The sequence below is a fragment of the Streptomyces sp. NPDC049837 genome (genome assembly GCF_040674455.1).
Taxonomy (GTDB): domain Bacteria; phylum Actinomycetota; class Actinomycetes; order Streptomycetales; family Streptomycetaceae; genus Streptomyces.
Window position 1 is genome coordinate 189,000 of the sequence record NZ_JBFAMP010000004.1, and the last position, 24,518, is coordinate 213,517.

At 69.0% G+C, this 24,518-nt stretch carries 19 protein-coding genes; 11 read left to right on the forward strand and 8 right to left on the reverse strand.

The annotated features are described in order from the left end of the window. Positions 1-192 precede the first annotated feature (192 nt). On the reverse strand, positions 193-2,916 hold the full coding sequence (locus AB0J57_RS12305; protein ID WP_366127992.1) for a transglycosylase domain-containing protein: 2,724 nt from the start codon (positions 2,914-2,916) through the stop codon (positions 193-195). Between the two features lie 373 nt (positions 2,917-3,289). On the opposite strand from AB0J57_RS12305, the gene AB0J57_RS12310 reads away from it, so the two are divergent. From AB0J57_RS12310 to AB0J57_RS12325, 4 genes are all read left to right on the forward strand, one after another. Beyond that, a complete protein-coding gene (locus tag AB0J57_RS12310; protein WP_366127993.1) occupies positions 3,290-4,006 on the forward strand; it encodes a helix-turn-helix transcriptional regulator in 717 nt (238 codons plus the stop codon). A 49-nt stretch (positions 4,007-4,055) separates the two neighbouring features. Beyond that, positions 4,056-5,138, forward strand: a complete 1,083-nt coding sequence (locus AB0J57_RS12315; protein WP_366127994.1) for an inositol-3-phosphate synthase — start codon at positions 4,056-4,058, stop codon at positions 5,136-5,138. 81 nt (positions 5,139-5,219) lie between these two features. Next, positions 5,220-6,488, forward strand: a complete 1,269-nt coding sequence (locus AB0J57_RS12320; protein WP_366127995.1) for an MFS transporter — start codon at positions 5,220-5,222, stop codon at positions 6,486-6,488. A gap of 15 nt (positions 6,489-6,503) precedes the next feature. Further along, the gene (locus AB0J57_RS12325; RefSeq protein ID WP_366127996.1) at positions 6,504-7,088 is read left to right on the forward strand and encodes a hypothetical protein; all 585 of its coding nucleotides are present in this window, start codon (positions 6,504-6,506) and stop codon (positions 7,086-7,088) included. A 97-nt stretch (positions 7,089-7,185) separates the two neighbouring features. Here AB0J57_RS12325 and AB0J57_RS12330 read toward each other — a convergent pair whose 3' ends face one another. After that, on the reverse strand, positions 7,186-8,652 hold the full coding sequence (locus AB0J57_RS12330; protein ID WP_366127997.1) for a CCA tRNA nucleotidyltransferase: 1,467 nt from the start codon (positions 8,650-8,652) through the stop codon (positions 7,186-7,188). Positions 8,653-8,857: 205 nt separating this feature from the next. On the opposite strand from AB0J57_RS12330, the gene AB0J57_RS12335 reads away from it, so the two are divergent. The 7 genes from AB0J57_RS12335 to trxA all read left to right on the forward strand — a co-directional run bounded on the left by AB0J57_RS12335 (position 8,858) and on the right by trxA (position 18,451). Then, on the forward strand, positions 8,858-11,203 hold the full coding sequence (locus AB0J57_RS12335; RefSeq protein WP_366127998.1) for a DUF6049 family protein: 2,346 nt from the start codon (positions 8,858-8,860) through the stop codon (positions 11,201-11,203). Between the two features lie 46 nt (positions 11,204-11,249). Then, positions 11,250-13,424: a murein biosynthesis integral membrane protein MurJ gene (gene murJ, locus AB0J57_RS12340; RefSeq protein ID WP_366127999.1), complete on the forward strand. Its 2,175-nt coding sequence runs from the start codon at positions 11,250-11,252 to the stop codon at positions 13,422-13,424. A gap of 117 nt (positions 13,425-13,541) precedes the next feature. Then, positions 13,542-15,266 carry a protein kinase family protein gene (locus AB0J57_RS12345; protein ID WP_366128000.1) on the forward strand — a complete coding sequence of 575 codons (1,725 nt, stop codon included), beginning with the start codon at positions 13,542-13,544 and terminating at the stop codon, positions 15,264-15,266. Between the two features lie 62 nt (positions 15,267-15,328). Further along, entirely contained in the window at positions 15,329-16,033 is a 705-nt protein-coding gene (gene sigM / locus AB0J57_RS12350; RefSeq protein ID WP_366128001.1) for an RNA polymerase sigma factor SigM, read from the forward strand. Beyond that, positions 16,030-16,959 carry a hypothetical protein gene (locus tag AB0J57_RS12355; protein ID WP_366128002.1) on the forward strand — a complete coding sequence of 310 codons (930 nt, stop codon included), beginning with the start codon at positions 16,030-16,032 and terminating at the stop codon, positions 16,957-16,959. The genes sigM and AB0J57_RS12355 overlap by 4 nt, the downstream gene beginning before the upstream one ends. 125 nt (positions 16,960-17,084) lie before the next feature. Then, positions 17,085-18,059 carry a thioredoxin-disulfide reductase gene (gene trxB, locus AB0J57_RS12360; RefSeq protein ID WP_366128003.1) on the forward strand — a complete coding sequence of 325 codons (975 nt, stop codon included), beginning with the start codon at positions 17,085-17,087 and terminating at the stop codon, positions 18,057-18,059. A gap of 44 nt (positions 18,060-18,103) precedes the next feature. Next, positions 18,104-18,451, forward strand: coding sequence for a thioredoxin (gene trxA / locus AB0J57_RS12365; protein ID WP_366128004.1), 348 nt, complete (start codon positions 18,104-18,106; stop codon positions 18,449-18,451). A gap of 108 nt (positions 18,452-18,559) precedes the next feature. Here trxA and AB0J57_RS12370 read toward each other — a convergent pair whose 3' ends face one another. From AB0J57_RS12370 to yidC, 6 genes are all read right to left on the reverse strand, one after another. After that, positions 18,560-19,177, reverse strand: a complete 618-nt coding sequence (locus tag AB0J57_RS12370; protein ID WP_366128005.1) for a GNAT family N-acetyltransferase — start codon at positions 19,175-19,177, stop codon at positions 18,560-18,562. Between the two features lie 334 nt (positions 19,178-19,511). Next, a complete protein-coding gene (locus tag AB0J57_RS12375) occupies positions 19,512-20,615 on the reverse strand; it encodes a ParB/RepB/Spo0J family partition protein (RefSeq protein ID WP_366128006.1) in 1,104 nt (367 codons plus the stop codon). Next, positions 20,612-21,688, reverse strand: a complete 1,077-nt coding sequence (locus AB0J57_RS12380; RefSeq protein ID WP_126884170.1) for a ParA family protein — start codon at positions 21,686-21,688, stop codon at positions 20,612-20,614. Before AB0J57_RS12380 ends, AB0J57_RS12375 begins: the two co-directional genes overlap by 4 nt. 235 nt (positions 21,689-21,923) lie before the next feature. After that, entirely contained in the window at positions 21,924-22,634 is a 711-nt protein-coding gene (rsmG, locus tag AB0J57_RS12385) for a 16S rRNA (guanine(527)-N(7))-methyltransferase RsmG (RefSeq protein WP_366128007.1), read from the reverse strand. Positions 22,635-22,755: 121 nt separating this feature from the next. Then, entirely contained in the window at positions 22,756-23,265 is a 510-nt protein-coding gene (locus AB0J57_RS12390; protein ID WP_126884172.1) for a R3H domain-containing nucleic acid-binding protein, read from the reverse strand. Between the two features lie 14 nt (positions 23,266-23,279). Continuing rightward, the gene (gene yidC, locus AB0J57_RS12395; RefSeq protein WP_366128008.1) at positions 23,280-24,518 is read right to left on the reverse strand and encodes a membrane protein insertase YidC; all 1,239 of its coding nucleotides are present in this window, start codon (positions 24,516-24,518) and stop codon (positions 23,280-23,282) included.

The following is a 24,518-nucleotide window of genomic DNA, read 5'->3' on the forward strand; positions in this document are numbered from 1 at the left end:
AACGCTTCCGGGCCCGGCGCTCCCGGCGCAACGCTCGGGCACAACGCTTCCGGGCCCGGCCCTCCCGGCCGGCGCAACGCTCCGTGAAACGCCGAGGGCCGCCGCACCCGGCGTACGCACGCGATGTACGTACCGGATGCGGCGGCCCTCGGTCCACGGCCTCGGCGGCAGCGGGGGCGGGGACGCCGGGCGCTAGCCCTCCGTTCCGCCGAACCAGCCTCCGTTGCCGCCACCGTTCCCGTTGCCGTTGGTGCTGCCCCCCGTGGGGGGCGACGGACTGGTGGTGACGCCGCCGGTCGTGCCGCCGTCGTCCGTACCGCCCGTATCGGTCCCGCCGGTGTCCACCCCGCCGGTGTCGGTACCGCCGTCCTGGCCACCGTTCTGGCCGCCGTCCGCGTTGTTGCAGTCCCAGTCGAACGGGCCGCACGAGGGCTCCGTCGGCTCGGTGCTCTGCGACTGCGACGGGGTCGGCGACGGGGTCTGGGACTCCGTCTGGGACGGCGTCGGCGAAGGCGAGTTCGAAGGCGTGGGCTCCGGGCTCTTGGCGCCGCCGCCGTACACAGTGTCGGCCTCCAGCTTCTCCGGCTCGGGGAAGGGGATCACCTTCTCGCCCTTGAGCGCCGCCGACATGTACTTCTGCCAGATCTCCGACGGGAACGACGAGCCGTGGATCTTCTTCTGATCTCCCGTGCCGTACATCTCCAGGAACTTGCGGTTCTTGTTCGCCGCGTTGTCGTCCATCCGGTACATGTCGATGGCCGTGGCGAGCTGTGGCGTGTAGCCGACGAACCAGGCCGACTTGTTGCCGTCGGTGGTACCGGTCTTGCCGGCGACCTGACGGCCCGGGATGGCCGCGTTGTTACCGGTGCCCTCGGGGTCCTCGACGACATCCCTCAGGACGTCGGTGACGTTGCTGGCGATGGCGGACGAGAAGGCCTGCTTGGTCGTGGCCTCGTGCTTGAAGATCACCTCGCCGCGCTTCTTCACCTCCGTCACGGAGAACGGGTCGCGCTGCTTCCCGTTGGCCGCGAAGGTGGCGTAGGCGCCGGCCATACGGATGGCGCTGGGGTCGGAGATACCGATCGAGAAGGACGGCACGTTCGCCCCGACGAGGCTCTCCTTGCGCAGGCCGGCCTTGATCGCGGTCTCCCTGACCTCTTCGATGCCGACGTCCATGCCGAGCTGCACGAAGGGCGAGTTGGCGGAGTGGATCATCGCCTCGCGGAGGTTGATGTCCCCGTAGCTCTTGTCACCGTCGTTGACCTGGAGCCACTCTTCGCCGTCCTCGTTGTGCCAGACGCTGCCGTCGTACTTCTTGATCTTGAGCTTGTTCTTGCCGTTGTAGTACGTCTTGTCCGGATCGACCGTCCGGCGCTGGTCAGGGCCCTGCACAGGCTCACCCTGGGGGTCGCGTACGCCGTACTCCATGGCCGCCGCCAGCACGAACGGCTTGAACGTCGAACCGACCTGGGCACCGGTCTGGTCGGCGTTGTTGGTGAAGTGCTTGGTGGCGTCGGAGCCGCCGTAGATGGCGACGATCGCACCGGTCTTCGGATCGACCGAGGCACCGCCGAACTGGACGTGGGTGTCCGTTTCCGGGCGCTTCTTGGGGTCGATGTTGGCGGCCTCGACCTTCTGGACCGCCTTCGACAGGGCCTCGACCTTCTTCCTGTCGAAGGTCGTGTGGATCTCGTAACCGCCCTGGGAGAGCTTCTTCGCCGTGATGCCCACGTCGTTGTTGTTGATGACGAACGCCTTGGCCAGGTCCACCATGTACCCCACCTGGCCGCCGAGCCGTGCTTCCTTCTTCGGCGGCTTGGGCATCGGGAACTTGGTGTAGTCGGCCCGCTCGGCGGCATCGAGCTTCCCGTCCTTGACCATCTCGTCGAGGATCCACTTCCACCGCTTGGTGGCCGCCTCCGTGTTGGCCGCCGGCGTGGCCTTGGGGTCGATGTCCACCGACCCGGCCGGGTCGTAGTAGGTGGCGCCCTTCAGCAGAGCGGCGAGGAACGCGCACTCGCTGGCATTGAGCTCGTCCGCGTCCTTCTCGTAATACGTGCGTGCCGCGGCCTGGATCCCGTACGCACCCCGCCCGTAGTACGAGGTGTTCAGGTAGCCGGCCATGACGTCCTTCTTGTCCTCCTCCATGCCGGCCTTCAGGGAGATGAACAGTTCCTTGAGCTTGCGGCTCACGGTCTGGCTCTGGTCGTCCAGCATCGCGTTCTTCACGTACTGCTGGGTGATGGTGGAACCACCCTGGGTCTGCTCGCCCATGGCCATGTTGACCACGGCGCGGCTGATGCCCTTGGGGTCGACACCCTTGTCATCCCAGAACGTCTTGTTCTCGGCCGAGATCACCGCGTTCTGCATGGCCATGGGGATCTTGTCGTAGTCGAGAATCTGGCGGTTGACCTCACCACCCGTGGCGGCCATCTGCGTGCCGTCGGCGTAGTAGTAGACGTTGTTCTGCGCCGTCGCGATCTTGACCGCTTCCGGCACCTCCACCATCGAGTACACGATCGCCGAGGCACCCAGCACCGCGGCCGCGAACCCGAGGGACAGCCCGGAGACGAGCTTCCAGGAGGGCACCCAGCGGCGCCACCCGTACTTGTTGTGGCGCGGGTAGTCGATCAGCCGCTTCTTGCCCGGGTGCCCGCCGCGTGCACCTCGCCCAGCCGCCGCTCCGGCGGCGCCCTCGGCACCGCGGCGGCGTCCGCCGCGCTGGGCGGCCCGGCGGGCCTCGGCCCGGCTGCCGTACACCCGCTCCTCACCGCCTCCGGGCGGCGCGGAACGGGATCCGGTACTGGTTCCTCTTGCCTGGGCCGCCCTGCGGCCTGAGGGCTGCTGGGCGGCTCGCCTGGCCGCGGCACGTCCGCCACCCTGCGGCTGCGGCGGTTTGCGACGGTGCTCGCTCATCGAACGACTACTCCTCGGGCAGGCGAGTACGCCTGGAAGCGGCAGCTGGGTTCCGGTCCCCCCGAAATCGATACGGACCAGCCCTGGCTCGGGCTCATCCGCCATGCACTCAGAACGAGGACGCCGACTCGCGTCGCATGGTTCCCACTGGTGTGCATGCCGCACAGACTACGCACGGTCAAAAACCCCTGAGGACCGAAGTTCATCCCAAATCAGGCAAGTCGTTTACTGCGAATTGACTATGTGACGCCGCTCACCCTAGTGCCCCTTGTCGAGGCTTCCGGCCCGTTCTATCGTCGGGATGTATCGAGCCGATACATCAGCACGGCATAGGTCACGGCACACGAGTCGGCGAAGGTGGAGGAGGCGACGGATGAGCAGGCGCTCCGGCATCCTCGAGTTCGCCGTCCTCGGCCTGCTCCGCGAAGCCCCGATGCACGGGTACGAGCTGCGCAAACGGCTCAACACGTCGCTGGGGATCTTCCGGGCGTTCAGCTACGGGACCCTTTACCCCTGCCTCAAGACGCTGGTCGCAAACGGCTGGTTGATCGAGGAACCGGGCAGCGCCCCGGAGGACGCCCTCGCCGCCTCGCTCGCGGGGCGCCGCGCCAAGATCGTCTATCGGTTGACGGCCGAGGGGAAGGAGCACTTCGAGGAGCTCCTGTCCCACACCGGCCCGGATTCCTGGGAGGACGAGCACTTCGCCGCCCGTTTCGCCTTCTTCGGCCAGACGGAGCGCGAGGTGCGGATGCGGGTGCTGGAGGGCCGGCGCAGCCGCCTGGAGGAGCGCCTGGAGAAGATGCGCGCCTCCCTGGCCCGTACGCGCGAGCGCCTGGACGACTACACGCTTGAGCTGCAGCGGCACGGCATGGAGTCCGTGGAGCGCGAAGTGCGCTGGCTGAACGAGCTCATCGAGAGCGAGCGGGCGGGGCGGGACCAGCGACGGTCCGCCTCCGAGACCCCGGAGGCCGGCCAGGCCCCCGAGGGATCCGCCGACGCTCAGCAGGACAACACATCTGGAGAGACGGGCGGCCTGCCCCGGCACGGGGGCAGTACCCGGCCGGATCCGTCCGACGACACCGCCAAGTGAGGCCCTGCGACCCGCAGGGCTTCGAAGATCAACACAGGGAGCAACCGGAATGGGTTCGGTTCGCGTAGCCATCGTCGGCGTGGGCAACTGCGCCGCCTCGCTGGTGCAGGGCGTCGAGTACTACAAGGACGCCGACCCGGCGGCCAAGGTGCCGGGTCTGATGCACGTGCAGTTCGGCGAGTACCACGTTCGCGACGTCGAGTTCGTGGCCGCCTTCGACGTGGACGCGAAGAAGGTCGGCCTCGACCTGGCGGACGCCATCGGCGCCAGCGAGAACAACACCATCAAGATCTGCGACGTGCCGTCGACGGGCGTGACCGTCCAGCGCGGCCACACGCTGGACGGCCTGGGCAAGTACTACCGCCAGACCATCGAGGAGTCCTCCGAGGCCCCGGTCGACGTCGTCCAGGTCCTCAAGGACAAGCAGGTCGACGTCCTCGTCTGCTACCTGCCGGTCGGCTCCGAGGACGCGGCGAAGTTCTACGCCCAGTGCGCCATCGACGCCAAGGTCGCCTTCGTCAACGCCCTCCCGGTCTTCATCGCCGGCACCAAGGAGTGGGCGGACAAGTTCACCGAGGCCGGTGTCCCGATCGTCGGTGACGACATCAAGTCGCAGGTCGGCGCCACCATCACGCACCGCGTCATGGCCAAGCTGTTCGAGGACCGGGGCGTCATCCTGGACCGCACGATGCAGCTCAACGTCGGCGGCAACATGGACTTCAAGAACATGCTCGAGCGCGAGCGCCTGGAGTCCAAGAAGATCTCCAAGACGCAGGCCGTCACCTCCCAGATCCCCGACCGGGACCTCGGCGAGAACAACGTCCACATCGGCCCGTCCGACTACGTGGCCTGGCTGGACGACCGCAAGTGGGCCTACGTCCGTCTCGAGGGCCGTGCCTTCGGTGACGTCCCGCTGAACCTGGAGTACAAGCTCGAGGTGTGGGACTCCCCGAACTCGGCGGGTGTCATCATCGACGCCCTGCGCGCCGCGAAGATCGCCAAGGACCGTGGCATCGGCGGCCCGATCCTCTCCGCGTCCTCGTACTTCATGAAGTCCCCGCCGGTCCAGTACTTCGACGACCAGGCCCGCGAGAACGTCGAGAAGTTCATCAAGGGCGAGGTCGAGCGCTAAAGCTCGGCCCCACCCGCCGACCTGCCGAAGGTCCCCGTGGCATCTGCCCGGGGACCTTCGTCGTGTGTGACCCTTGCTGCCATGCCTGTCGTACGTGATCTGCGCGTACTCGTGCGCCTGACGGACTTCCGCCGCCTGCTGGCCGTACGACTGCTCTCCCAGTGCGCCGACGGGGTCTACCAGGTCGCGCTCGCCACGTACGTCGTCTTCTCGCCCGAGAAGCAGACCTCACCCGCCGCGATCGCGTCCGCCATGGCGGTTCTGCTGCTGCCGTACTCGTTCGTCGGCCCTTTCGCGGGCGTCCTGCTGGACCGCTGGCAGCGCCGCCAGGTCCTCCTGTACGGGAACCTGCTGCGCGCCCTGCTCGCCGGCGGCACGGCGTTCCTGATCCTCGCATCCGTACCGGACTGGCTCTTCTACGCCTCGGCGCTCTCCGTCACCGCCGTCAACCGGTTCGTCCTCGCCGGGCTCTCGGCCGCGCTGCCCCGGGTCGTGGACGCCGACCGGCTCGTGATGGCCAACTCACTGTCGCCCACCGCCGGCACGCTCGCCGCCACCGCGGGCGGCGGGCTGGCCTTCGCCGTGCGGCTGCTGGTCGCCGATTCCGACGCGGCGGTGGTGGTGCTGGGCGCCGCCCTCTACCTGTGCTCGGCCCTCGCCTCGCTGCGCATGGGCCGCGGGTTGCTCGGCCCCGACCCGGACGTGGTGCAGCCCCGGCTGGGCGCGGCGCTGGCCTCGACCGCCCGGGGGCTGATCGGGGGGCTGCGCCACCTCGCCGAGCGGCGGGCGGCGGCCCGGGTGCTCGCCGCGATGACGGTGATGCGCCACTGCTACGGCGCGCTGACCGTGATGGTGCTGATGCTCTGCCGGTACGCCTGGACGTCGACCGAGTCGGAGGGGCTCGCGCTGCTGGGCCTGGCCGTCGCCGTCTCGGGGGCGGGATTCTTCGCCGCCGCGGTGCTCGCGCCGTGGGCGGTCGAGCGGCTGGGGCAGGGCGGCTGGATGGTGGTGTGCGCCGCGTCGGCCGCGGTGCTGGCGCCGGCACTCGGGCTGTGGTTCTCCCCGGCGCCCATGCTGGTCGCCGCCTTCGTGCTCGGGCTCGTCACCCAGGGCACCAAGATCGCGACGGACACGGTGGTGCAGCTCGCTGTGGACGACTCCTACCGGGGGCGGGTCTTCTCGCTGTACGACGTGCTCTACAACGTGGCCTTTGTCGGTGCGGCCGGGATCGCCGCGCTGATGCTGCCTCCCGATGGCCGCTCGGTCGCACTGGTCGTCATGGTCGCCGTTCTGTACGCGGGCGTGGCCGCCATGCTGCTGCGTTGGAGGCGGAGAGAGGCGTTGCTATAGCGTGCACGCGTCAAAATGACGATCACACGCTTCGGGGGACTCTCCTTGACGTATCCGCCACAGCAGGGTGCCGGGCCGTACGGCCAGCCAGGCCCGTACGGCCAGCAGCCGCCCCAGCCGTATCCGCCGCAGCCGGGCTACGGGTACCCGCAGCAGCAGCCGTACCCGCCCCAGCACCCGCAGCAGACACAGGCTCCTTATGGCGCTCCCCAGCAGTGGAGTGCCGCTCCGCCCCCGCCGCCGCCCCCGCCGCCGTCCCGCTCCGGCGGCCCCGGCGTCATGAAGATCCTGAAGACCATCGGCGTGGTGCTCGCCCTGATCACCATCGCGGTCTTCTGGTTCCTGAGCCAGGACGACGCCGATCACGCGGAGGCGGGTGACTGCCTGAAGAACAACGGCACCACCATCACGCCGGACCTCCAGATAGTCGAGTGCGGTGGCACCGACGCCGAGTTCAAGGTCGTCGAGGTGATCCCCGACACTCTGGACACCAAGCTGTGCGAGGGGAAGTCGGACATCGGCTACCACGAGCAGACGAGCGGGGGTCGACGCAGCTCGGGAAAGCAGTTCGTGCTCTGCATCGACGAGATCAAGAAGTAGCGCGTACGACGGAGGGCGATGTTTCACGTGAAACATCGCCCTCCGCGTCGGCCGCCTCCGCCGCCATGTTTCACGTGAAACATGGCGGCGGTTCCGTTCAGCCCTGAGCCGCCCACCACTCCTTGAGCGCGGCGACAGCGGCGTCATGCTCCATGGGGCCGTTCTCCAGCCGCAGCTCCAGCAGGAACTTGTACGCCTTGCCGACAGCCGGTCCGGGGCGGATTCCGAGGATCTCCTGGATCTGGTTGCCGTCCAGGTCGGGACGGATGGCGTCCAGCTCCTCCTGCTCCTGGAGCTTGGCGATGCGCTCCTCCAGGCCGTCGTAGGCGCGGGACAGCGCGGCCGCCTTGCGCTTGTTGCGGGTGGTGCAGTCCGAACGGGTCAGCTTGTGCAGGCGGCTCAGCAGGGGACCTGCGTCGCGCACATAGCGGCGTACGGCCGAGTCGGTCCACTCGCCGGTGCCGTACCCGTGGAAGCGGAGGTGCAGCTCCACCAGGCGCGACACGTCCTTGACCATCTCGTTGGAGTACTTCAACGCGATCATGCGCTTCTTGGTCATCTTCGCGCCGACCACCTCGTGGTGGTGGAAGGAGACCCGGCCGTCCGACTCGAAGCGCCGCGTGCGCGGCTTGCCGATGTCGTGCAGGAGGGCGGCGAGCCGCAGGACCAGGTCGGGGCCGTCCTCTTCGAGGTCGATCGCCTGCTCCAGCACCGTCAGCGAGTGCTCGTAGACGTCCTTGTGCCGGTGGTGCTCATCGCTCTCCAGCCGCAGCGCCGGCAGCTCGGGCATTACGCGCTGGGCAAGACCGGTGTCGACCAGCAGGCCGAGTCCCTTGCGGGGGTGTGCGGCGAGGATCAGCTTGTTGAACTCGTCCCGTACGCGCTCGGCGGAGACGATCTCGATCCGGTCGGCCATGCCCTTCATGGCGTCCACGACCTCGGGGGCGACCTCGAAGTCGAGCTGCGCGGCGAACCGCGCGGCGCGCATCATGCGCAGCGGATCGTCGGAGAAGGACTCCTCGGGCGTACCCGGCGTCCGCAGGACGCGCTCGGCCAGGTCCTCCAGACCACCGTGCGGGTCGATGAACTCCTTCTCCGGCAGCGCGACGGCCATAGCGTTGACGGTGAAGTCACGACGGACCAGGTCCTCCTCGATGGAGTCGCCGTAGGAGACCTCCGGCTTGCGGGAGGTCCTGTCGTAGGCCTCCGAGCGGTACGTCGTGATCTCGATCTGAAAGATCTGATCAGCGTCTCCGACGCGGGCCGCCTTCTGCGAGCCCACCGTGCCGAAGGCGATCCCGACGTCCCACACCGCGTCGGCCCACGGCCGGACGATCTTCAGAACGTCCTCGGGGCGGGCGTCGGTGGTGAAGTCCAGATCATTGCCGAGCCGGCCGAGCAGTGCGTCCCGAACCGAGCCACCGACCAGGGCGAGACTGAATCCGGCCTCTTGGAAGCGGCGAGCAAGGTCATCGGCGACGGGGGACACGCGCAGTAGTTCACTGACCGCGCGGTGTTGCACCTGGCTCAGTGCAGTCGGGTTGTCTTCGTTGGCGTTCGGCACAACAGAAAAGGGTACGTGCCCGGGCCCAGGGCGGCGTCCCCGTTTTCCACGGCCGGGCACCCGGTGTGCGCGATCTTCCGCACGGCATTTCTCCGATCATGTGGAGCAGTCCGCGGCACTTAGCCACGGCGCGTCTCGTTACCATGCGTGGACGCAGGAACCGACGAACCACCAACGGCAACATACGACGAGGACGGGCGAGCGCGTGGCCGAGGCGGCAGACTTCCAGAGCACGATGCGCTCTCCTGCCCGGCGGTGGCTACGGCGTATGGCCTCCGCCCTGGTGGGTGTGCCGCTTCTGGCGGGCCTGCTGTACGTCCCCTCGGCGTCCCCCGCGTCCGCCGCGCCCGCAGCGGAGAAGGCGGCCGCGTCCCGCACGGTCGATGTGTCGCTGGACACGCTCACGCCCACGACGCCCGTGGAGGGGGACACCCTCACGATCAGCGGCACGGTGACCAATGAAGGCAAGGAGACGGTCACCGGGGCACAGGTCGACCTCCGGGTCGGACCGCGCATGTCCAGCCGGGGCGAGATCGACGCGGTGGCCAAGCGCGACGGCTTCCTGCCGGGCAGTGACGGCGCCGCGCTCGGAGGCCCGTACAGCATCAAGATCCCGACACTGGCGGCCGGCCTCAGCAAGGACTTCAGCATCACCGTGCCGGTCGAGAAGCTGAGCCTCGACGAGGACGGTGTCTATCAGCTCGGTGTCTCCCTCTCCGGCCGGACCGCGAGCGCCCGGTACGACCAGGTGCTCGGTATCGAGCGGACCTTCCTGCCCTGGCAGCCCGAGGCCACCGAGAAGAAGACCCAGGTCACCTATCTCTGGCCACTGATCTCCTCGACGCACCTGTCCGCGGAGACCGGCTCGGACGATCAGCAGACGCCGGTGTTCGAGGATGACGCCCTGGCCGCCGAGCTCGCCCCGGGTGGACGGCTCGAACGCCTCGTCTCGCTGGGCGCCGAACTTCCCGTCACCTGGGTCGTCGACCCGGACCTCCTCGCCACCGTCGACGCCATGACCCGGAACTATCAGGTCAAGGACGGCACGGAACGGGTCCCGGGCAAGAACCAGGCCGTCGCCAAGCAGTGGCTGAACGCCCTCGACAAGGCGGTGCAGGACGACAAGGTGATCGCGCTGCCGTACGCCGACCCCGACCTGGCGTCGCTCGCCCACCGGGGCAAGGACGTCTCCGGCTCGCTCAGCCACCTCCAGCCGGCCACCGAGGTCGCCGAGACCACGGTCGAGACGATCCTCCATGTGAAGCCGTCCGTCGACTTCGCCTGGCCGGTGGACGGAGCTGTCGACCCGTCGATCGTCGACATCGCCACCTCGGCAGGCGCCGACAAGCTCATCGCCCGCAGCGACAGCATCCGCGACGAGCTGCCCTACACGCCCAACGCGGCCCGGCCCATCGGCGGCGGAACCACCGCCGTCGTCGCTGACGCGTCACTGTCCACGGCCTTCCAGGGCGACATGACGGGAGCGGGCGACTCGACACTGGCCGTCCAGCAGTTCCTCGCCCACACGCTGGCCGTGACCCAGCAGCAGCCGGGCAAGCTGCGCAGCATCGTGGTCGCCCCGCAGCGGATGCCGACCGCCGCGCAGGCCCAGTCGATGGCGACCGCGCTGCGCGCCCTGTCCGCTCAGCGCTGGACACAGCCCAGCGACCTGATCACGGCGGCCGAGGCCAAGCCCGACGACCGCGCCACGACCAAGGTGCCGGGCGCCGGAAAGTACCCGGCCCAACTGCGCAAGCAGGAGCTGCGCGTCCAGGCGTTCCACGACATGAAGACGACCCAGGACACCCTGGACAACTTCAAGGTCATCCTGACCGCGGCGTACCGGGTCGTGACGCCCTTCGGCAACGCGATCAACCGGGAGATGTCGACGTCCTGGCGTGGCCGGGCCGAGCCCGCCACGGCGTACCGCGCGAGCGTGCAGCAGCATCTGAAGGACCTCACCACCGAGGTCCAGCTCATCGAGAAGTCGGACCTGACCCTGTCGGGGCGCAGCGCGACCATCCCGGTCACCGTGCAGAACCAGTTGCTCCAGGGCGTGGATCACCTGGTGCTGCGGCTGACGTCGACCAAGCCGACCCGTCTGAAGCTGAACGGGGACGCCGCCGTCGCCGAGCTTCCGGTCCGGATCGACGGCGGGCACAGCCAGTCGGTGAAGTTCACGGCCTCCGCCAACGCCAACGGCCCGGTCCCGATGACGGCCCAGTTGTACACGGAGGACGGCAGGCCGTACGGCAAGCCGATGAACTTCACCGTCAAGGTCTCCGAGATCACCCCGACCGTGATGCTGGTGATCGCCGGCGGGTTCTTGCTGCTCGCCCTCGCCGGCATCAGGATGTACACCCACCGCAAGCGCACCGCGGCGCGCGACACCGTCCCGGAGGCGGAGTCCGGCACCGACACGGAACCGGAGCCGGAGACGAGCGGGACGGCTGCGCAGAGCGACGATCCCGAGCAGCCGAGTGACCCGACACCGGACACCGGAGCGCAAAGCACCGACCCGTCGGGCCAGGGTGAGAAAGTGGACCGTTGAGCGATGTCGTGGCCGGTCGGCCGGGGACGATGAGGTGGGGTAAACCATGAACGCGCCGTACGACGGTGACCGCGGTCAGGGCGCGGGCGGCGGCAGCGCGCCTTCCGGCGAGGTGCCCCCCGCGACGGGGCATGTCCCGCCCCCGGCCACGCCGCCCGCTCCGGATCCGTACGTCCAGCACGCCTACGAGCAGGATCCGTACGGCAGCCAGGACCTCTCCGCCCAGGACCCGGTCGGCGAGGCGCTCTACGACCGGGCCGCGCACCCGCCGCCCCCGCCCGGCACCTACGAGGAGCCTCCACCGCTCTACCAGCAGCCCGCCGCGCCGCAGTACGCCCCGGACCCGCGGATCTGGGCGCAGACCCCGCCGCCCGAGCCCGACGGCCCCTCCCGCCACCTTCCGTACGGCGACGATGCCAGAACCGTCCAGTTCACGGGCGTCGACGACCTCGTCACGCGCGCCGGGGAGGAGCAGCCCGAGCCGGACGCGTTCGCGCACCTCTACCGCGACCAGCAGGGCCATGGCCAGCCGCCCGCCCCGCAGGACCCCGAACCGGCGCCCGCGCCCGCTCCCGCCCCGAAGAAGTCCGGCGGCCGTGCCTCCGGGCTGCTGAAGTCGAGCGCCGTGATGGCGGCCGGCACGCTGGTGTCCCGTCTCACGGGCTTCGTGCGCAGCCTGGTGATCACCGCTGCCCTGGGCGCCGCCCTGCTCGGTGACACCTACACCGTCGCGGCCACCCTGCCGACGATGATCTACATCCTGACCGTCGGTGGCGGCCTCAACTCGGTCTTCGTGCCGCAGCTCGTCCGTTCGATGAAGGAGGACGAGGACGGCGGCGAGGCGTACGCCAACCGGCTGCTCACGCTCGTGATGGTCGCACTGGGCGCCATCGTCGTCATCGCCGTCTTCGGCGCCCCGCTGCTGGTTCACGCCATGTCGCCCACCATCGCGGGCGATGCCGCCGCCAACAGTGTCGCCGTCACCTTCGCCCGGTTCTGCCTGCCCACCATCTTCTTCATGGGCGTGCACGTGGTGATGGGTCAGATCCTCAACGCACGAGGCCATTTCGGCGCGATGATGTGGACTCCGGTCCTCAACAACATCGTCGTGATCACCACCTTCAGCCTGTTCATCGGGGTCTACGGCGTCTCCGGTGAATCACGGATGGGTGTCACCACCATCCCGGACGAAGGCATCCGCCTCCTGGGCATCGGCACACTGCTCGGCCTGGTCGTCCAAGCCCTGGCCATGGTCCCGTACCTGAGGGAAGCCGGCTTCCGCTTCCGGCCCCGTTTCGACTGGAAGGGCCACGGGCTCGGCAAGACGGTCAAACTCGCCAAGTGGACCGTGCTGTTCGTCCTCGCCAACCAGGCCGGTGTCGTCGTCGTCACGCAGCTCGCCACCGCGGCCGGCAAGGCCTCGGGCAAGGAGGGCGCCGGTATCCTCGCGTACTCCAACGCCCAGCTCATCTGGGGCATGCCGCAGGCCATCATCACCGTCTCGGTCATGGCCGCGCTGCTGCCGCGCATCTCCCGGGCAGCCCACGACAACGACCCGGGGGCCGTCCGCGACGACATCTCCCAGGGGCTGCGGAACTCGGCCGTCGCCATCGTCCCCATCGCCTTCACCTTCCTGGCACTTGGCCTGCCGCTGTGCACGTTGCTCTTCGCATCCACATCCGCAGAGGCGGCCAGCGGCATGGGCTTCACGCTGATGGCGTTCGCGCTCGGCCTGATCCCCTACTCGGTGCAGTACGTCGTGCTGCGCGGCTTCTACGCCTACGAGGACACCCGCACGCCGTTCTACAACACCGTGATCGTGGCCGCCGTCAACGCCGCCGCCTCCGCCGCGTGCTACTTCCTCCTGCCGCCTCAATGGGCCGTCGTCGGCATGGCCGCCTCCTACGGCGTCGCCTACGCCGTGGGCGTCGGTGTCGCCTGGCGGCGGCTGCGCAACCGGCTGGGCGGCGACCTGGACGGCGCGCACGTCGTCCGCACCTACGCACGGCTCTGCATGGCGTCCGTCCCCGCGGCCGTCCTCGGCGGCGCGGCGGGCTTCGGCCTCCTCAAGACGCTGGGCGACGGTGCCCTCGGCTCTCTCGTGGCCCTGGTCGGCGGTGGGATCGTACTGATGGGCGTCTTCTACGCCGGGGCACGGAAGATGCGAATCGAAGAGCTCAACGCGATGGTCGGCATGGTCCGCGGCCGGCTCGGACGCTGATTGCACGGGACCGCACAACCATCGTCGGCGGCCGCGTGTCGTGCATAGCGCCGGACTGTGGGCACAATTGGCATGGCTGTTGGATGTGGCGCAACGGATGGGGAGGCAGGAACGACGGTGGCGGAACGTAGCACGGCTGCCGTCGACGTGGCCGACAACAGCGGTGACGACCCGCTGACCGCCAAGGCGGACAAGGCCGCGAGCGACGGGGTGGCGGAAGCGCAGGACGCGGCGGAGCAGTCCGCCCGGAACAGCGACGGCGAACGGCGGGAAAGCGAGCAGTCCGTCATCACGACGCCCGAGCTCCACAGTGGCCACAAACTCGCCAGACGTTACCGGCTCGAGGAGTGCGTCACCCGTCTGGACGGTTTCAGCAGTTGGCGCGCCGTCGACGAGAAACTGCGCCGGGCCGTCGGGGTCCATATCCTCCCCGCCGACCACCCGAGGGCCCGTTCGGTGCTGGCCGCCGCACGCTCCTCGGCGCTCCTCGGCGACCCCCGTTTCGTCCAGGTCCTCGACGCGGTCGAGGAGAACGACCTCGTCTACGTCGTCCACGAGTGGCTGCCGGACGCCACCGAGCTCACCGCGCTGCTCGCGGCCGGCCCGCTGGAAGCGCACGACGCCTACCAACTCGTCAGCCAGGTCTCCCAGGCGATGGCAGCCGCCCACCGCGAGGGCCTCGCCCACCTGCGGCTCACACCCAGCGCCGTCCTGCGCAGCTCCACCGGCCAGTACCGCATCCGTGGGCTGGCCGTGAACGCCGCGCTCCGCGGCATCAGCGCCGACCGCCCCCAGCGCACCGATACCGAGGCGATCGGCGCACTGCTGTACGCGGCGCTGACCCAGCGCTGGCCGTACGAGAACGACGCCTACGGGCTGTCCGGGCTGCCCAAGGGCGTCGGGCTGATCCCGCCGGACCAGGTACGGGCCGGAGTGCACCGCGGCCTGTCCGAGATCGCCATGCGCGCCCTGGTCAACGACGGCGCCACCGCGTCCCGCCAGGAGCCGCCCTGCACCACGCCCGACGAGCTCGCCAAGGCCGTCGCGGCCATGCCGCGCATCCGCCCGCCGGAGCCCGACTTCCCGACCCCGCCCGAGTACCAGCGCACGACGTACCAGCAGGGCAACTACGGCCGCCCCCAGCCGCGCCCCGGCTCGGCGGCCCCCGTCTCGGCGCCGCTTCCGCCGCCCCCGCTCCAGAGCCGTACGGGCAAGGCCCTCAAGTGGGCCGTCTCGGCCCTCCTGATCGCGGCCCTGGGCCTGGGTAGCTGGCAGGTGGCCGACAGGCTGCTCGACCAGGGAAGCAACGAGAAGACGGGTGACACCGGGACCCAGACGTCTCCGGGCGGCCAGAACCAGCAGAAGCCGCAGAAGGCCCCGCAGCCGCTGCGGATCAGCGACGCCCACGAGTACATGCCCGGTGGGTCCGGAATACAGGTGGACGACGTACCGAACGCGGTGGACGCCAAGGCCGACACCGCCTGGATCACCCCCCAGTACTTCGGCTTCGCCAACTTCGGCAACTACACCAACCGCAAGCAGGGCAGCGGGATCATCGTGGATCTCGGCAGCGTGCAGAACGTCCGCGGCATCGACGTCGCCATGTACCGCTCCGGGCAGAAGGCACAGGTGCTCGCGGCCGACGAGGGCGCGACCGACCCCAGTGCGCCGGGTGACTTCCCGCACCGTCTGACCAAGCTCGAGACGGTGGGCGACACGCTGAAGGCCACCGTGGACAAGCCCGTGCGCACCCGGTACGTGCTCATCCACATCACCGAGCTGCCGGCTGACGGAGCAGGCGGCTACCGTGGCGGCATTTCCGAAATCAAGGTGCTCGGCTGACGCCTGCCGGCTCGGCGGAGGAACAGCCGAGCGGCAGGCACAGGTGGAGGGGAGGTGGCGGCATGACGAGCGGGACATCCGAGGAACGCAGCGACCAGGATCTCCTGGCGCGGCATGTCGCCGGGGATCCGGACGCCTTCGGTGAGCTCGTGCGCCGGCACCGTGACCGGCTCTGGGCCGTCGCCCTCCGCACGCTGGGGGACCGCGAGGAGGCCGCCGACGCCGTCCAGGACGCCCTTGTGTCCGCCTTCCGGGCCGCCCACACCTTCCGCGGCCAGTCCGCCGTCACGACCTGGCTGCACCGGATCACCGTGAACGCCTGCCTCGACCGCGCCCGCAAAGCCGCCTCACGCAAGACGTCGCCCGTCGATGACACCGAGCGGCTGGAACAGCTCCTGGAGCCGCACGAATCGGCCGAGGCACCGGCCGAGCGGCAGGACCTCCACCGCGAGCTGCTGGCCGCCCTCGCGCAACTGCCCCCGGACCAGCGCGCCGCTCTGGTGCTCGTTGACATGCAGGGCTATCCCGTCGCCGAGGCGGCACGCGTCCTCGACGTACCGACGGGCACCGTCAAGAGCCGCTGTGCGCGAGGAAGGGCCCGGCTGCTTCCCCTGCTCACTCATCTGCGCGGTGACACCGTGGATAACAGCAGCACCGACCGGGGAAGGAACCGGACGCCAGGGACATCCGTCCCACCGGCGTCGGGACCAAGGGATGCAGGGCCGAGTGATCCTGCTGCTGTGAAGGGCGGAGGTGGGCGCGCGTGACATCCACGACCGACACGACTCAGCACCCGGACGTCTCGGAGATCTCCGACCTCACCGAAGGCCTCCTCCCGCCGTCCCGGACGGCCGACGTCAAGGCGCACGTCGACGGCTGCGCCCTGTGCGCCGATGTCCGGTCCTCCCTGGAGGAGATCCGGGGGCTGCTGGGCACCCTTCCGGGCCCCGCCCGGATGCCGGCCGACATCGCCGAGCGCATCGACGCCGCCCTGGCCGCCGAGGCGCTGCTGGATGCCACCGCTCCCACGGAGACGGCCGAGCACGTTTCACGTGAAGCCGAAGCCGAAGCCGAGCATGTTTCACGTGAAACAGCGCCCGCGCCCCGCCCCTCCGAGCCGGTCCACGCCGACCGTCCCGCCGGCCGCCCCCGTGCGGCCACCGGCCCCGGCCGTGGGCGTCCCGCACGGCGCCGGCGACGTACCGCGGTGCTCGGCGCGGTGTTCGGCGCGGCGGCCCTCGGGGTGAGCGTTCTTCTCTTCCAGGCGGTTCAGCCTTCCGGAGACGGCCCGAAGACGACCGACTCGGCAGTCAGTGCGCCTGACAGCAGCTTCTCCGGCGTGGCCGTGGAGGACCGGGTCAGAGCGCTCCTGACCCCGGGAGAGAAGGCCGAGTCTCCCCGCGTCGAGAAGCAGCAGCCGCCCTCTGTCGACAAGACCGACAAGCCCTCGACGATGTTCACCCAGGAGGCGGTGACGGTTCCGGCCTGTGTCCAGGCGGGAACCGGCCGCAGCGATCAGGCCCTCGCCGCACAGCCGGGCACCTACGAAGGCAAGCCCGCCTACCTGGTCGTCCTGCCGCACACCACGGACCCCGCCAAGGTCCAGGCGTACGTCCTCGACGCCTCCTGCACCGCCACGCAGAAGAGCGCCAAGGCGGACCTTCTGCTGACACAGGCCTACCCTCGTCCCTGACTCACGCTCCGTGCCGCTCGGACACTGCGGGAATGCGCGCCCCGTAGGATCCGTTGGGTGGGGTGAGAGTCCTTGACCCGGCCCCCGTAGGCAGTAGGCAGTCTGCAGAGACGAGGAAGAAACCCGTGAGCGACGTCCGTAACGTGATCATCATCGGCTCCGGGCCCGCCGGCTACACGGCTGCGCTCTATACGGCGCGAGCCTCGCTGAAGCCGCTGGTCTTCGAAGGTGCCGTCACCGCCGGTGGTGCGCTCATGAACACGACCGACGTGGAGAACTTCCCCGGTTTCCGTGACGGGATCATGGGCCCCGACCTGATGGACAACATGCGGGCCCAGGCCGAGCGCTTCGGCGCCGAGCTCGTGCCGGACGATGTGGTCTCGGTCGACCTGACGGGTGACGTCAAGACGGTGACCGACACGGCGGGTACCGTGCACCGCGCCAAGGCCGTGATCGTGACCACCGGCTCCCAGCACCGCAAGCTGGGCCTGCCGAACGAGGACGCGCTGTCGGGCCGCGGCGTCTCCTGGTGCGCCACCTGCGACGGGTTCTTCTTCAAGGACCAGGACATCGCCGTGGTGGGCGGCGGCGACACCGCCATGGAGGAGGCCACCTTCCTCTCCCGGTTCGCCAAGTCCGTCACCATCATCCACCGCCGCGACACCCTGCGGGCCTCCAAGGCGATGCAGGAGCGGGCCTTCGCCGACCCGAAGATCAAGTTCGCTTGGGACAGCGAGGTCGCGGCGATCCACGGCGAGCAGAAGCTCACCGGCCTGACGCTGCGGAACACCAAGACCGGCGAGACGTCCGAGCTGCCGGTGACCGGCCTGTTCATCGCCGTGGGTCACGACCCGCGCACGGAGCTGTTCAAGGGCCAGCTCGAGCTGGACGACGAGGGCTACCTCAAGGTGGACGCACCGTCGACGCGCACCAACCTGCGCGGTGTCTTCGGCGCCGGTGACGTCGTGGACCACACCTACCGCCAGGCGATCACCGCCGCCGGCACGGGCTGCTCCGCCGCGCTCGACGCCGAGCGCTTCCTGGCGGCTCTCGCCGATGGCGAGAAGGCCGCCGAGCCCGAGAAGACCGCTGCGGTCTGACCACCATCCCCCACCCACACCCCGCGAAAGTGAAGGAGGCCGCCGTGGCCGGCGACCTGAAGAACGTGACCGACGACTCCTTCGAACAGGACGTCCTCAAGAGCGACAAGCCCGTACTGGTGGACTTCTGGGCCGCCTGGTGCGGCCCCTGCCGCCAGATCGCGCCGTCGCTGAAGGCCATCGCCGACGAGCACGGGGACCAGATCGAGGTCGTCAAGCTCAACATCGACGAGAACCCCGCCACGGCCGCCAAGTACGGCGTCATGTCCATCCCGACGCTGAACGTCTACCAGGGCGGCGAGGTCGTCAAGACCATCGTCGGTGCCAAGCCGAAGGCCGCGATCGTCCGCGACCTGGAGCCCTTCCTGGGTGACCAGGTCAGCAAGGCCTGACGCCGCTGTTTCACGTGAAACACCACGGCCCATCCCGACGCGGGATGGGCCGTTCGGCGTCTTGACGTTCGGCGTCTTGAGCGCGGCACGCGACTGCGGCAACTCTCCTCACAAGGGCCGCAGCACCGGCTCCTTCTGCACGGCTCCGAGCAGGCGGTCCAGCGCGAGTTCGACGTCTTCCTTCCAGGACAGCGTCGTCCGCAGCTCCAGCCGAAGCCTCGGGTACGTCGGGTGCGGGCGCACGGTCTTGAAGCCCACGGCCAGCAGATGGTCCGCCGGCAGCACACAGGCCGGTTCCTTCCAGCGGGCGTCACCGAACGCCTCGATGGCCTTGAACCCACGGCGCAGCAGATCCTTCGCCACGGTCTGCACCATCACCCGGCCCAGCCCCTGCCCCTGGTAGCCGGGCGTGATCCAGGCCGTCATGAGCTGAACGGCATCGGCGGACACCGGGCTCGTCGGAAAGGCTGTCGAGCGCGGCACATAGGCGGGCGGGGCGTAGAGAACGAACCCCACCGGTACCTCGTCCACATAGACCACACGGCCGCAGGAACCCCAGTCGAGCAGCACCGCGGAGATCCAGGCTTCCTTCTCCAGCTCCGGAGTGCCCGCCTTTACCGCGGCTTCTCCACTGACCGGATCAAGCTCCCAGAAGACGCACGCGCGGCACCGTTTGGGGAGATCCGGAAGGTTGTCCAACGTGAGCGGTACGAGCCGACGCCCCATGAAGGCTGTTCCTCACTTCCTTCGCCTGCCGCTCCAAGAGCGGCGGTCAGCGCGCTCCGTTCCCGGAGCAGGCTGCCGATGAACCCGCCGACCGCACCGAGTCCCAGTCCTGCTGTCACCAGTTGGCTGCGGCTCACCTCTCGCATGCCTGGCTCTCCCTCCGAGGTGGATCAGGCGGATGCGCATACCAGAACGCATCGTATCGATCGGGTGATGACACGCATACGGGAAGAGGCCAAAGGGCGGACCGTGTTCCGGTGAACACCGGATCCGGTCCGCCCCACAGCCTGTCTGCGCAGGCCCCTGTCCCAGGAGTGCGGGACAACGCCCCGACTCAGCCCTCGTCGCCGTCCTGGTCCTTCTCCTCGGCCAGCCCCTTTTCCAGGACACGTCCCTCGCCGGGGGCAAGGGTGCCGAGGATGCGCTCCAGATCCTCCATCGAGGCGAACTCGACGACGATCTTGCCCTTCTTCTGACCCAGGTCGACCTTCACCCGCGTCTCGAAGCGGTCGGAGAGCCGGGAAGCGAGCTCGGAGAGCGCCGGCGAGACCCGGGCACCGGCCCGGGGCCCCTTCGCCTTGGGGGTGCTGGTGGGCTCGGAGCCCATCAGCGTCACGATCTCCTCCACCGCCCGGACCGAGAGCCCCTCGGCCACGATGCGGTACGCCAGCTTGTCCTGCGTCTCGGGGTCCTCGACCGAGAGGAGGGCCCTCGCGTGGCCCGCCGACAGCACACCGGCGGCGACCCGGCGCTGGACGGGCGGCGACAGCCGGAGCAGGCGCAGGGTGTTGGAGACCTGCGGGCGCGAACGCCCGATGCGGTCAGCCAACTGGTCGTGGGTGCAGTTGAAGTCCTTCAGGAGCTGGTCGTAGGCCGCAGCCTCTTCCAGCGGGTTGAGCTGCGCCCGGTGCAGGTTCTCCAACAGGGCGTCCAGCAGGAGCTTCTCGTCCTCGGTGGCACGGACGATCGCCGGAATCCGCTCCAGACCGGCCTCGCGGCAGGCCCGCCAGCGGCGCTCACCCATGATGAGTTCATAGCGCTCGGGGCCGAGCTGCCGCACGACGACGGGCTGGAGCAGCCCGACCTCCTTGATGGAGGTCACCAGCTCGGCCAGCGCGTCCTCGTCGAACACCTCACGCGGCTGGCGCGGGTTGGGCGTGATGGCATCCAGCGGCAGTTCCGCGAAGTGCGCACCGGCCGGCGTCTCGGCCTCGGCGACCACTTCGGGTTCCGGCGCCGGCAGGGCACTGTCCACGGGCGCCGGGCTCTGCGGAAGCGTGGCCACCTTCGCGGCGGCCACCCCGCGCTCGGACGTCAGCGAGGGAATCGCTCCCGGGGAAGTGGAACCCGCCCCCACCGACGTCGTCGGCCGTTCCTGGGGTGCGGCAGGGATCAGCGCACCGAGCCCACGCCCCAGCCCCCTACGTCGCTCACTCACTGGATCCCCTCCGACATGCTGTGCTGGTTGTTCTGGCTGGCCACATGGCCGTGCTGGGCGTCGTAGTGGATACCGACTCCCCGCAGTGCGATCTCGCGGGCCGCTTCGAGGTAGGACAGCGAGCCGCTGGAACCGGGGTCGTACGTCAGGACCGTCTGCCCATAGCTCGGCGCCTCCGAGATACGGACGGAGCGCGGAATGCTGGTCCGCAGCACCTCGTCACCGAAGTGGCTGCGCACCTCCTCGGCGACCTGCGACGCGAGCCTGGTCCGCCCGTCGTACATGGTGAGCAGGATCGTCGAGACATGCAGCGCCGGGTTCAGGTGGCCGCGCACGAGGTCGACGTTCCTCAGCAACTGTCCGAGGCCCTCCAGCGCGTAGTACTCGCACTGGATGGGGATGAGCACCTCGGCGCCGGCCACCAGGGCATTGACCGTGAGCAGGCCGAGCGACGGCGGGCAGTCGATGAGGATGTAGTCCAGCGGCTGCTCATACGCCTGGATTGCTCGCTGAAGTCGGCTTTCGCGCGCCACCAGCGAGACCAGCTCGATCTCCGCACCGGCGAGATCGATGGTGGCCGGGGCGCAGAAGAGACCCTCGACATCCGGGACGGGCTGGACGACATCGGAGAGCGGCTTGCTCTCCACCAGAACGTCATAGATCGAGGGGACTTCGGCATGGTGATCGATGCCGAGCGCCGTGGAGGCGTTGCCCTGCGGGTCGAGGTCGATGACCAGAACGCGGGCACCGTGCAGTGCCAGCGAGGCAGCAAGGTTGACCGTCGTGGTCGTCTTCCCCACGCCGCCCTTCTGGTTGGCGACCACCATGATGCGGGTCTGCTCAGGCCGGGGGAGCCCCTCGCCTGCACGGCCCAGAGCCTCCACCGCCAGTTGGGCAGCTCGACCAATGGGGGTGTCGTCCATCGGGGGCGGTGTTTCACGTGAAACATCCTCCCCCGCCGATTCGGTACGGGGACCGGGGACCGGATCGGTCATCGGTCCCGCGATGTTGGCGTTGGACCGCAAGGATTCACTCTCCTCGGCTTCAGGCTCGCGATGAACAGAGCCTGCCATGCTTTCGGGGTCGTGAACCAGCGAGGCCCGTGGTTCTGTGGAGAACTCCACCTCTGTGGACAACTCCGTAGCCCTCGTGAGTGGCTTACGGTCGCGCGGCGTGGCAGCCGCGCGACCGCGGCTGATGATTCCCTGCAGCAGTGAGCGACGTTTCACGTGAAACATTGATGCACTCGCCGCAGGGTCAGGACGTCACGACACTCCGAAATGCGTACGTATGAGGATCAACCAGGCGTCAACGGCGACGGCGTGAGGTCCTGGCGGCCTTGGCCCGCTTGGCGGCAAACCGTACGCCGCCAGGGCTCTCGCCGACCTCCACCCGTACGACCGTCGACAGGGGCTCCACGATCCCTTCGCCGACATGCACGACCGAGGTCCGCACGACGCCCAGCTTGCTGAGTGCGGCGCGGGCGCCCTGGATCTCCTCCTCGGCCGTGTCGCCCTTGAGCGCCAGCATCTCTCCGTAGGGGCGCAGCAGAGGCACACCCCAGCCGGCCAGCCGGTCCAGCGGGGCGACGGCCCGTGCCGTGACGACATGGACGGGCGGCAGTTGCCCGAGGACCTCCTCGGCCCGCCCGCGCACCACGGTCACATGGTCCAGGCCCAGCAGCTCCACGACCTCCTGGAGGAAGTTCGTGCGGCGCAACAGCGGCTCAAGAAGGGTGATCTTCAGGTCCGGGCGGACCAGTGCCAGCGGGATGCCGGGCAGACCGGCTCCCGAGCCGACATCGCAGACGGTGACCCCCTCGGGCACGACCTCGGAGAGCACCGCGCAGTTCAGCAGGTGCCGCTCCCACAGCCTCGGCACCTCGCGGGGGCCGATCAGGCCACGCTTGACACCCGCGTCCGCGAGGAGCTCCGCGTACCGGACCGCCTCCGGGAAGAACTCACCGAAAACCGTCCGCGCTTCCTGAGGCGCATGGGGCAACTGCTCTGCCTCCGTCACGGGAACCGTCCTTCCGTACCGCATTACCGCACCGGGTGCTGGCGCCCAGTGATCAGTGACTATCAGGCTGACAAAGATCGGCCCCGCCTGCGAACAGACGGGGCCGATACTGCGAGTGCGATCAGGCAGGGAGTACGACGACGAAGCGCTGCGGCTCCTCGCCCTCGGACTCGCTGCGCAGACCGGCGGCGGCCACCGCGTCGTGCACGACCTTGCGCTCGAACGGGGTCATCGGCTTCAGCTTCACCGGCTCACCGGTGCTCTTCACCTCGTCGGCGGCCTTGGCGCCCAGCTCGGCGAGCTCGGTGCGCTTCTTGGCCCTGAAGCCCGCGATGTCCAGCATCAGCCGGCTGCGGTCACCGGTCTCCCGGTGCACGGCGAGACGCGTCAGCTCCTGGAGCGCCTCCAGCACCTCGCCGTCGCGGCCCACCAGCTTCTGGAGGTCACGGCTGCCCGAGTCGCTGATGATCGACACCGCGGCGCGGTCCGCCTCGACGTCCATGTCGATGTCGCCGTCGAGATCGGCGATGTCGAGCAGACCCTCGAGGTAGTCGGCCGCGATCTCGCCCTCCTGCTCCAGGCGGGTCAGGGTGTCGCCACCCTGGGCGGCGGAGGTGGTGCCTTCCGTCACGGATGGACTCCTTCTTACTTCTTGGACGACGGGTGCTTGGGCCGCTGCTGGCCCTTGCGCTGTCCGGACTTGGCTTGGCGGGTGGAACCGCCGGCGGGCTTGGCCGGCTGCTTCGTCTTGGCGTCCTGGGGCTGGTCGGCCTTCTCCAGGGAGGTCTTCGCCATGGTCTGCTGCGCGCCTCCGGCCTGGCGCTTCGCCTTGGGCTGACGCTTGGGCTGCTGGCGCCGGGTCGCGGCCGCGCTCTCCGCCTCGGCGGTCGCGGGGTCGACCTTCTTCACCGTGCCGTCTGCCTGCGGGGTGAACCCGGCCTTGGCGAGGGTGGTGACGAACTTGCGCTCGTTGTCGTTGCGGTCCGGGCCCTTGGCCACGATGGCCTGGACGACGGCGCGCCGGCGGCGGCCGCGGACCTCACCGTGGGAGTTGACGCTCTTCACCAGACGCTGGAGGTAGTGGTCCTGCGCCTTGCTGCCCGGGGTCGGGTTCTGGTTGATCACGTACATCTGCTGGCCCATGGTCCACACGTTGGTGGTCAGCCAGTAGACGAGGACACCGACCGGGAAGTTGATACCCATCACGGCGAAGATGACCGGGAAGATGTACATCAGCATCTTCTGCTGCTGCATGTACGGGGTCTTCACCGTCAGGTCCACGTTCTTCTGCATGAGCTGGCGCTGGGTGAAGAACTGCGACAGCGACATCAGGACGATCATGACCGCGGTGACGATGCGGACATCCGTCAGCGAGGCGTTGAGCGCCTCGACCTTGCCCGGGTCGTCCATGAACTTCGCGGCGATCGGAGCCCCGAAGATGTGCGCCTCACGGGCGCTGTTCACCAGGTCCTGGTTGAGGACGCCGATGGTGTCACCCGAGGCGATCTTCGACAGCACGTGGTACAGGGCGAAGAAGAACGGCGACTGCGCCAGGATGGGAAGGCACGAGGAGAGCGGGTTGGTGCCCGTCTCCTTGTACAGCTTCATCATCTCTTCGGACTGACGCTGCTTGTCGTTCTTGTAGCGCTCCTGGATCGCCTTCATTTTCGGCTGGAGCGCCTGCATGTTCCGGGTCGACTTGATCTGCTTCACGAAGAGCGGGATCAGGCAGATCCGGATGACCACCACCAGGGACACGATGGACAGGCCCCAGGCCCAGCCGGTGTCGGCACCGAAGATCGCCCCGTACAGCTTGTGGAACTGGACGATGATCCATGAGACGGGCGTGGTGATGAAGGCGAACAGACTGGCAATCGTGTCCAC

Excerpts from the sequence above, each read along its gene's own strand:
- AB0J57_RS12305 (WP_366127992.1), bottom strand. The coding sequence starts at position 2,916 with ATGAGCGAGCACCGTCGCAAACCGCCGCAGCCGCAGGGTGGCGGACGT.
- AB0J57_RS12310 (WP_366127993.1), top strand. The coding sequence starts at position 3,290 with ATGAGCAGGCGCTCCGGCATCCTCGAGTTCGCCGTCCTCGGCCTGCTC.
- AB0J57_RS12315 (WP_366127994.1), top strand. The coding sequence starts at position 4,056 with ATGGGTTCGGTTCGCGTAGCCATCGTCGGCGTGGGCAACTGCGCCGCC.
- AB0J57_RS12320 (WP_366127995.1), top strand. The coding sequence starts at position 5,220 with ATGCCTGTCGTACGTGATCTGCGCGTACTCGTGCGCCTGACGGACTTC.
- AB0J57_RS12325 (WP_366127996.1), top strand. The coding sequence starts at position 6,504 with ATGACGATCACACGCTTCGGGGGACTCTCCTTGACGTATCCGCCACAG.
- murJ (WP_366127999.1), top strand. The coding sequence starts at position 11,250 with ATGAACGCGCCGTACGACGGTGACCGCGGTCAGGGCGCGGGCGGCGGC.
- sigM (WP_366128001.1), top strand. The coding sequence starts at position 15,329 with ATGACGAGCGGGACATCCGAGGAACGCAGCGACCAGGATCTCCTGGCG.
- AB0J57_RS12370 (WP_366128005.1), bottom strand. The coding sequence starts at position 19,177 with ATGGGGCGTCGGCTCGTACCGCTCACGTTGGACAACCTTCCGGATCTC.
- AB0J57_RS12380 (WP_126884170.1), bottom strand. The coding sequence starts at position 21,688 with ATGGCAGGCTCTGTTCATCGCGAGCCTGAAGCCGAGGAGAGTGAATCC.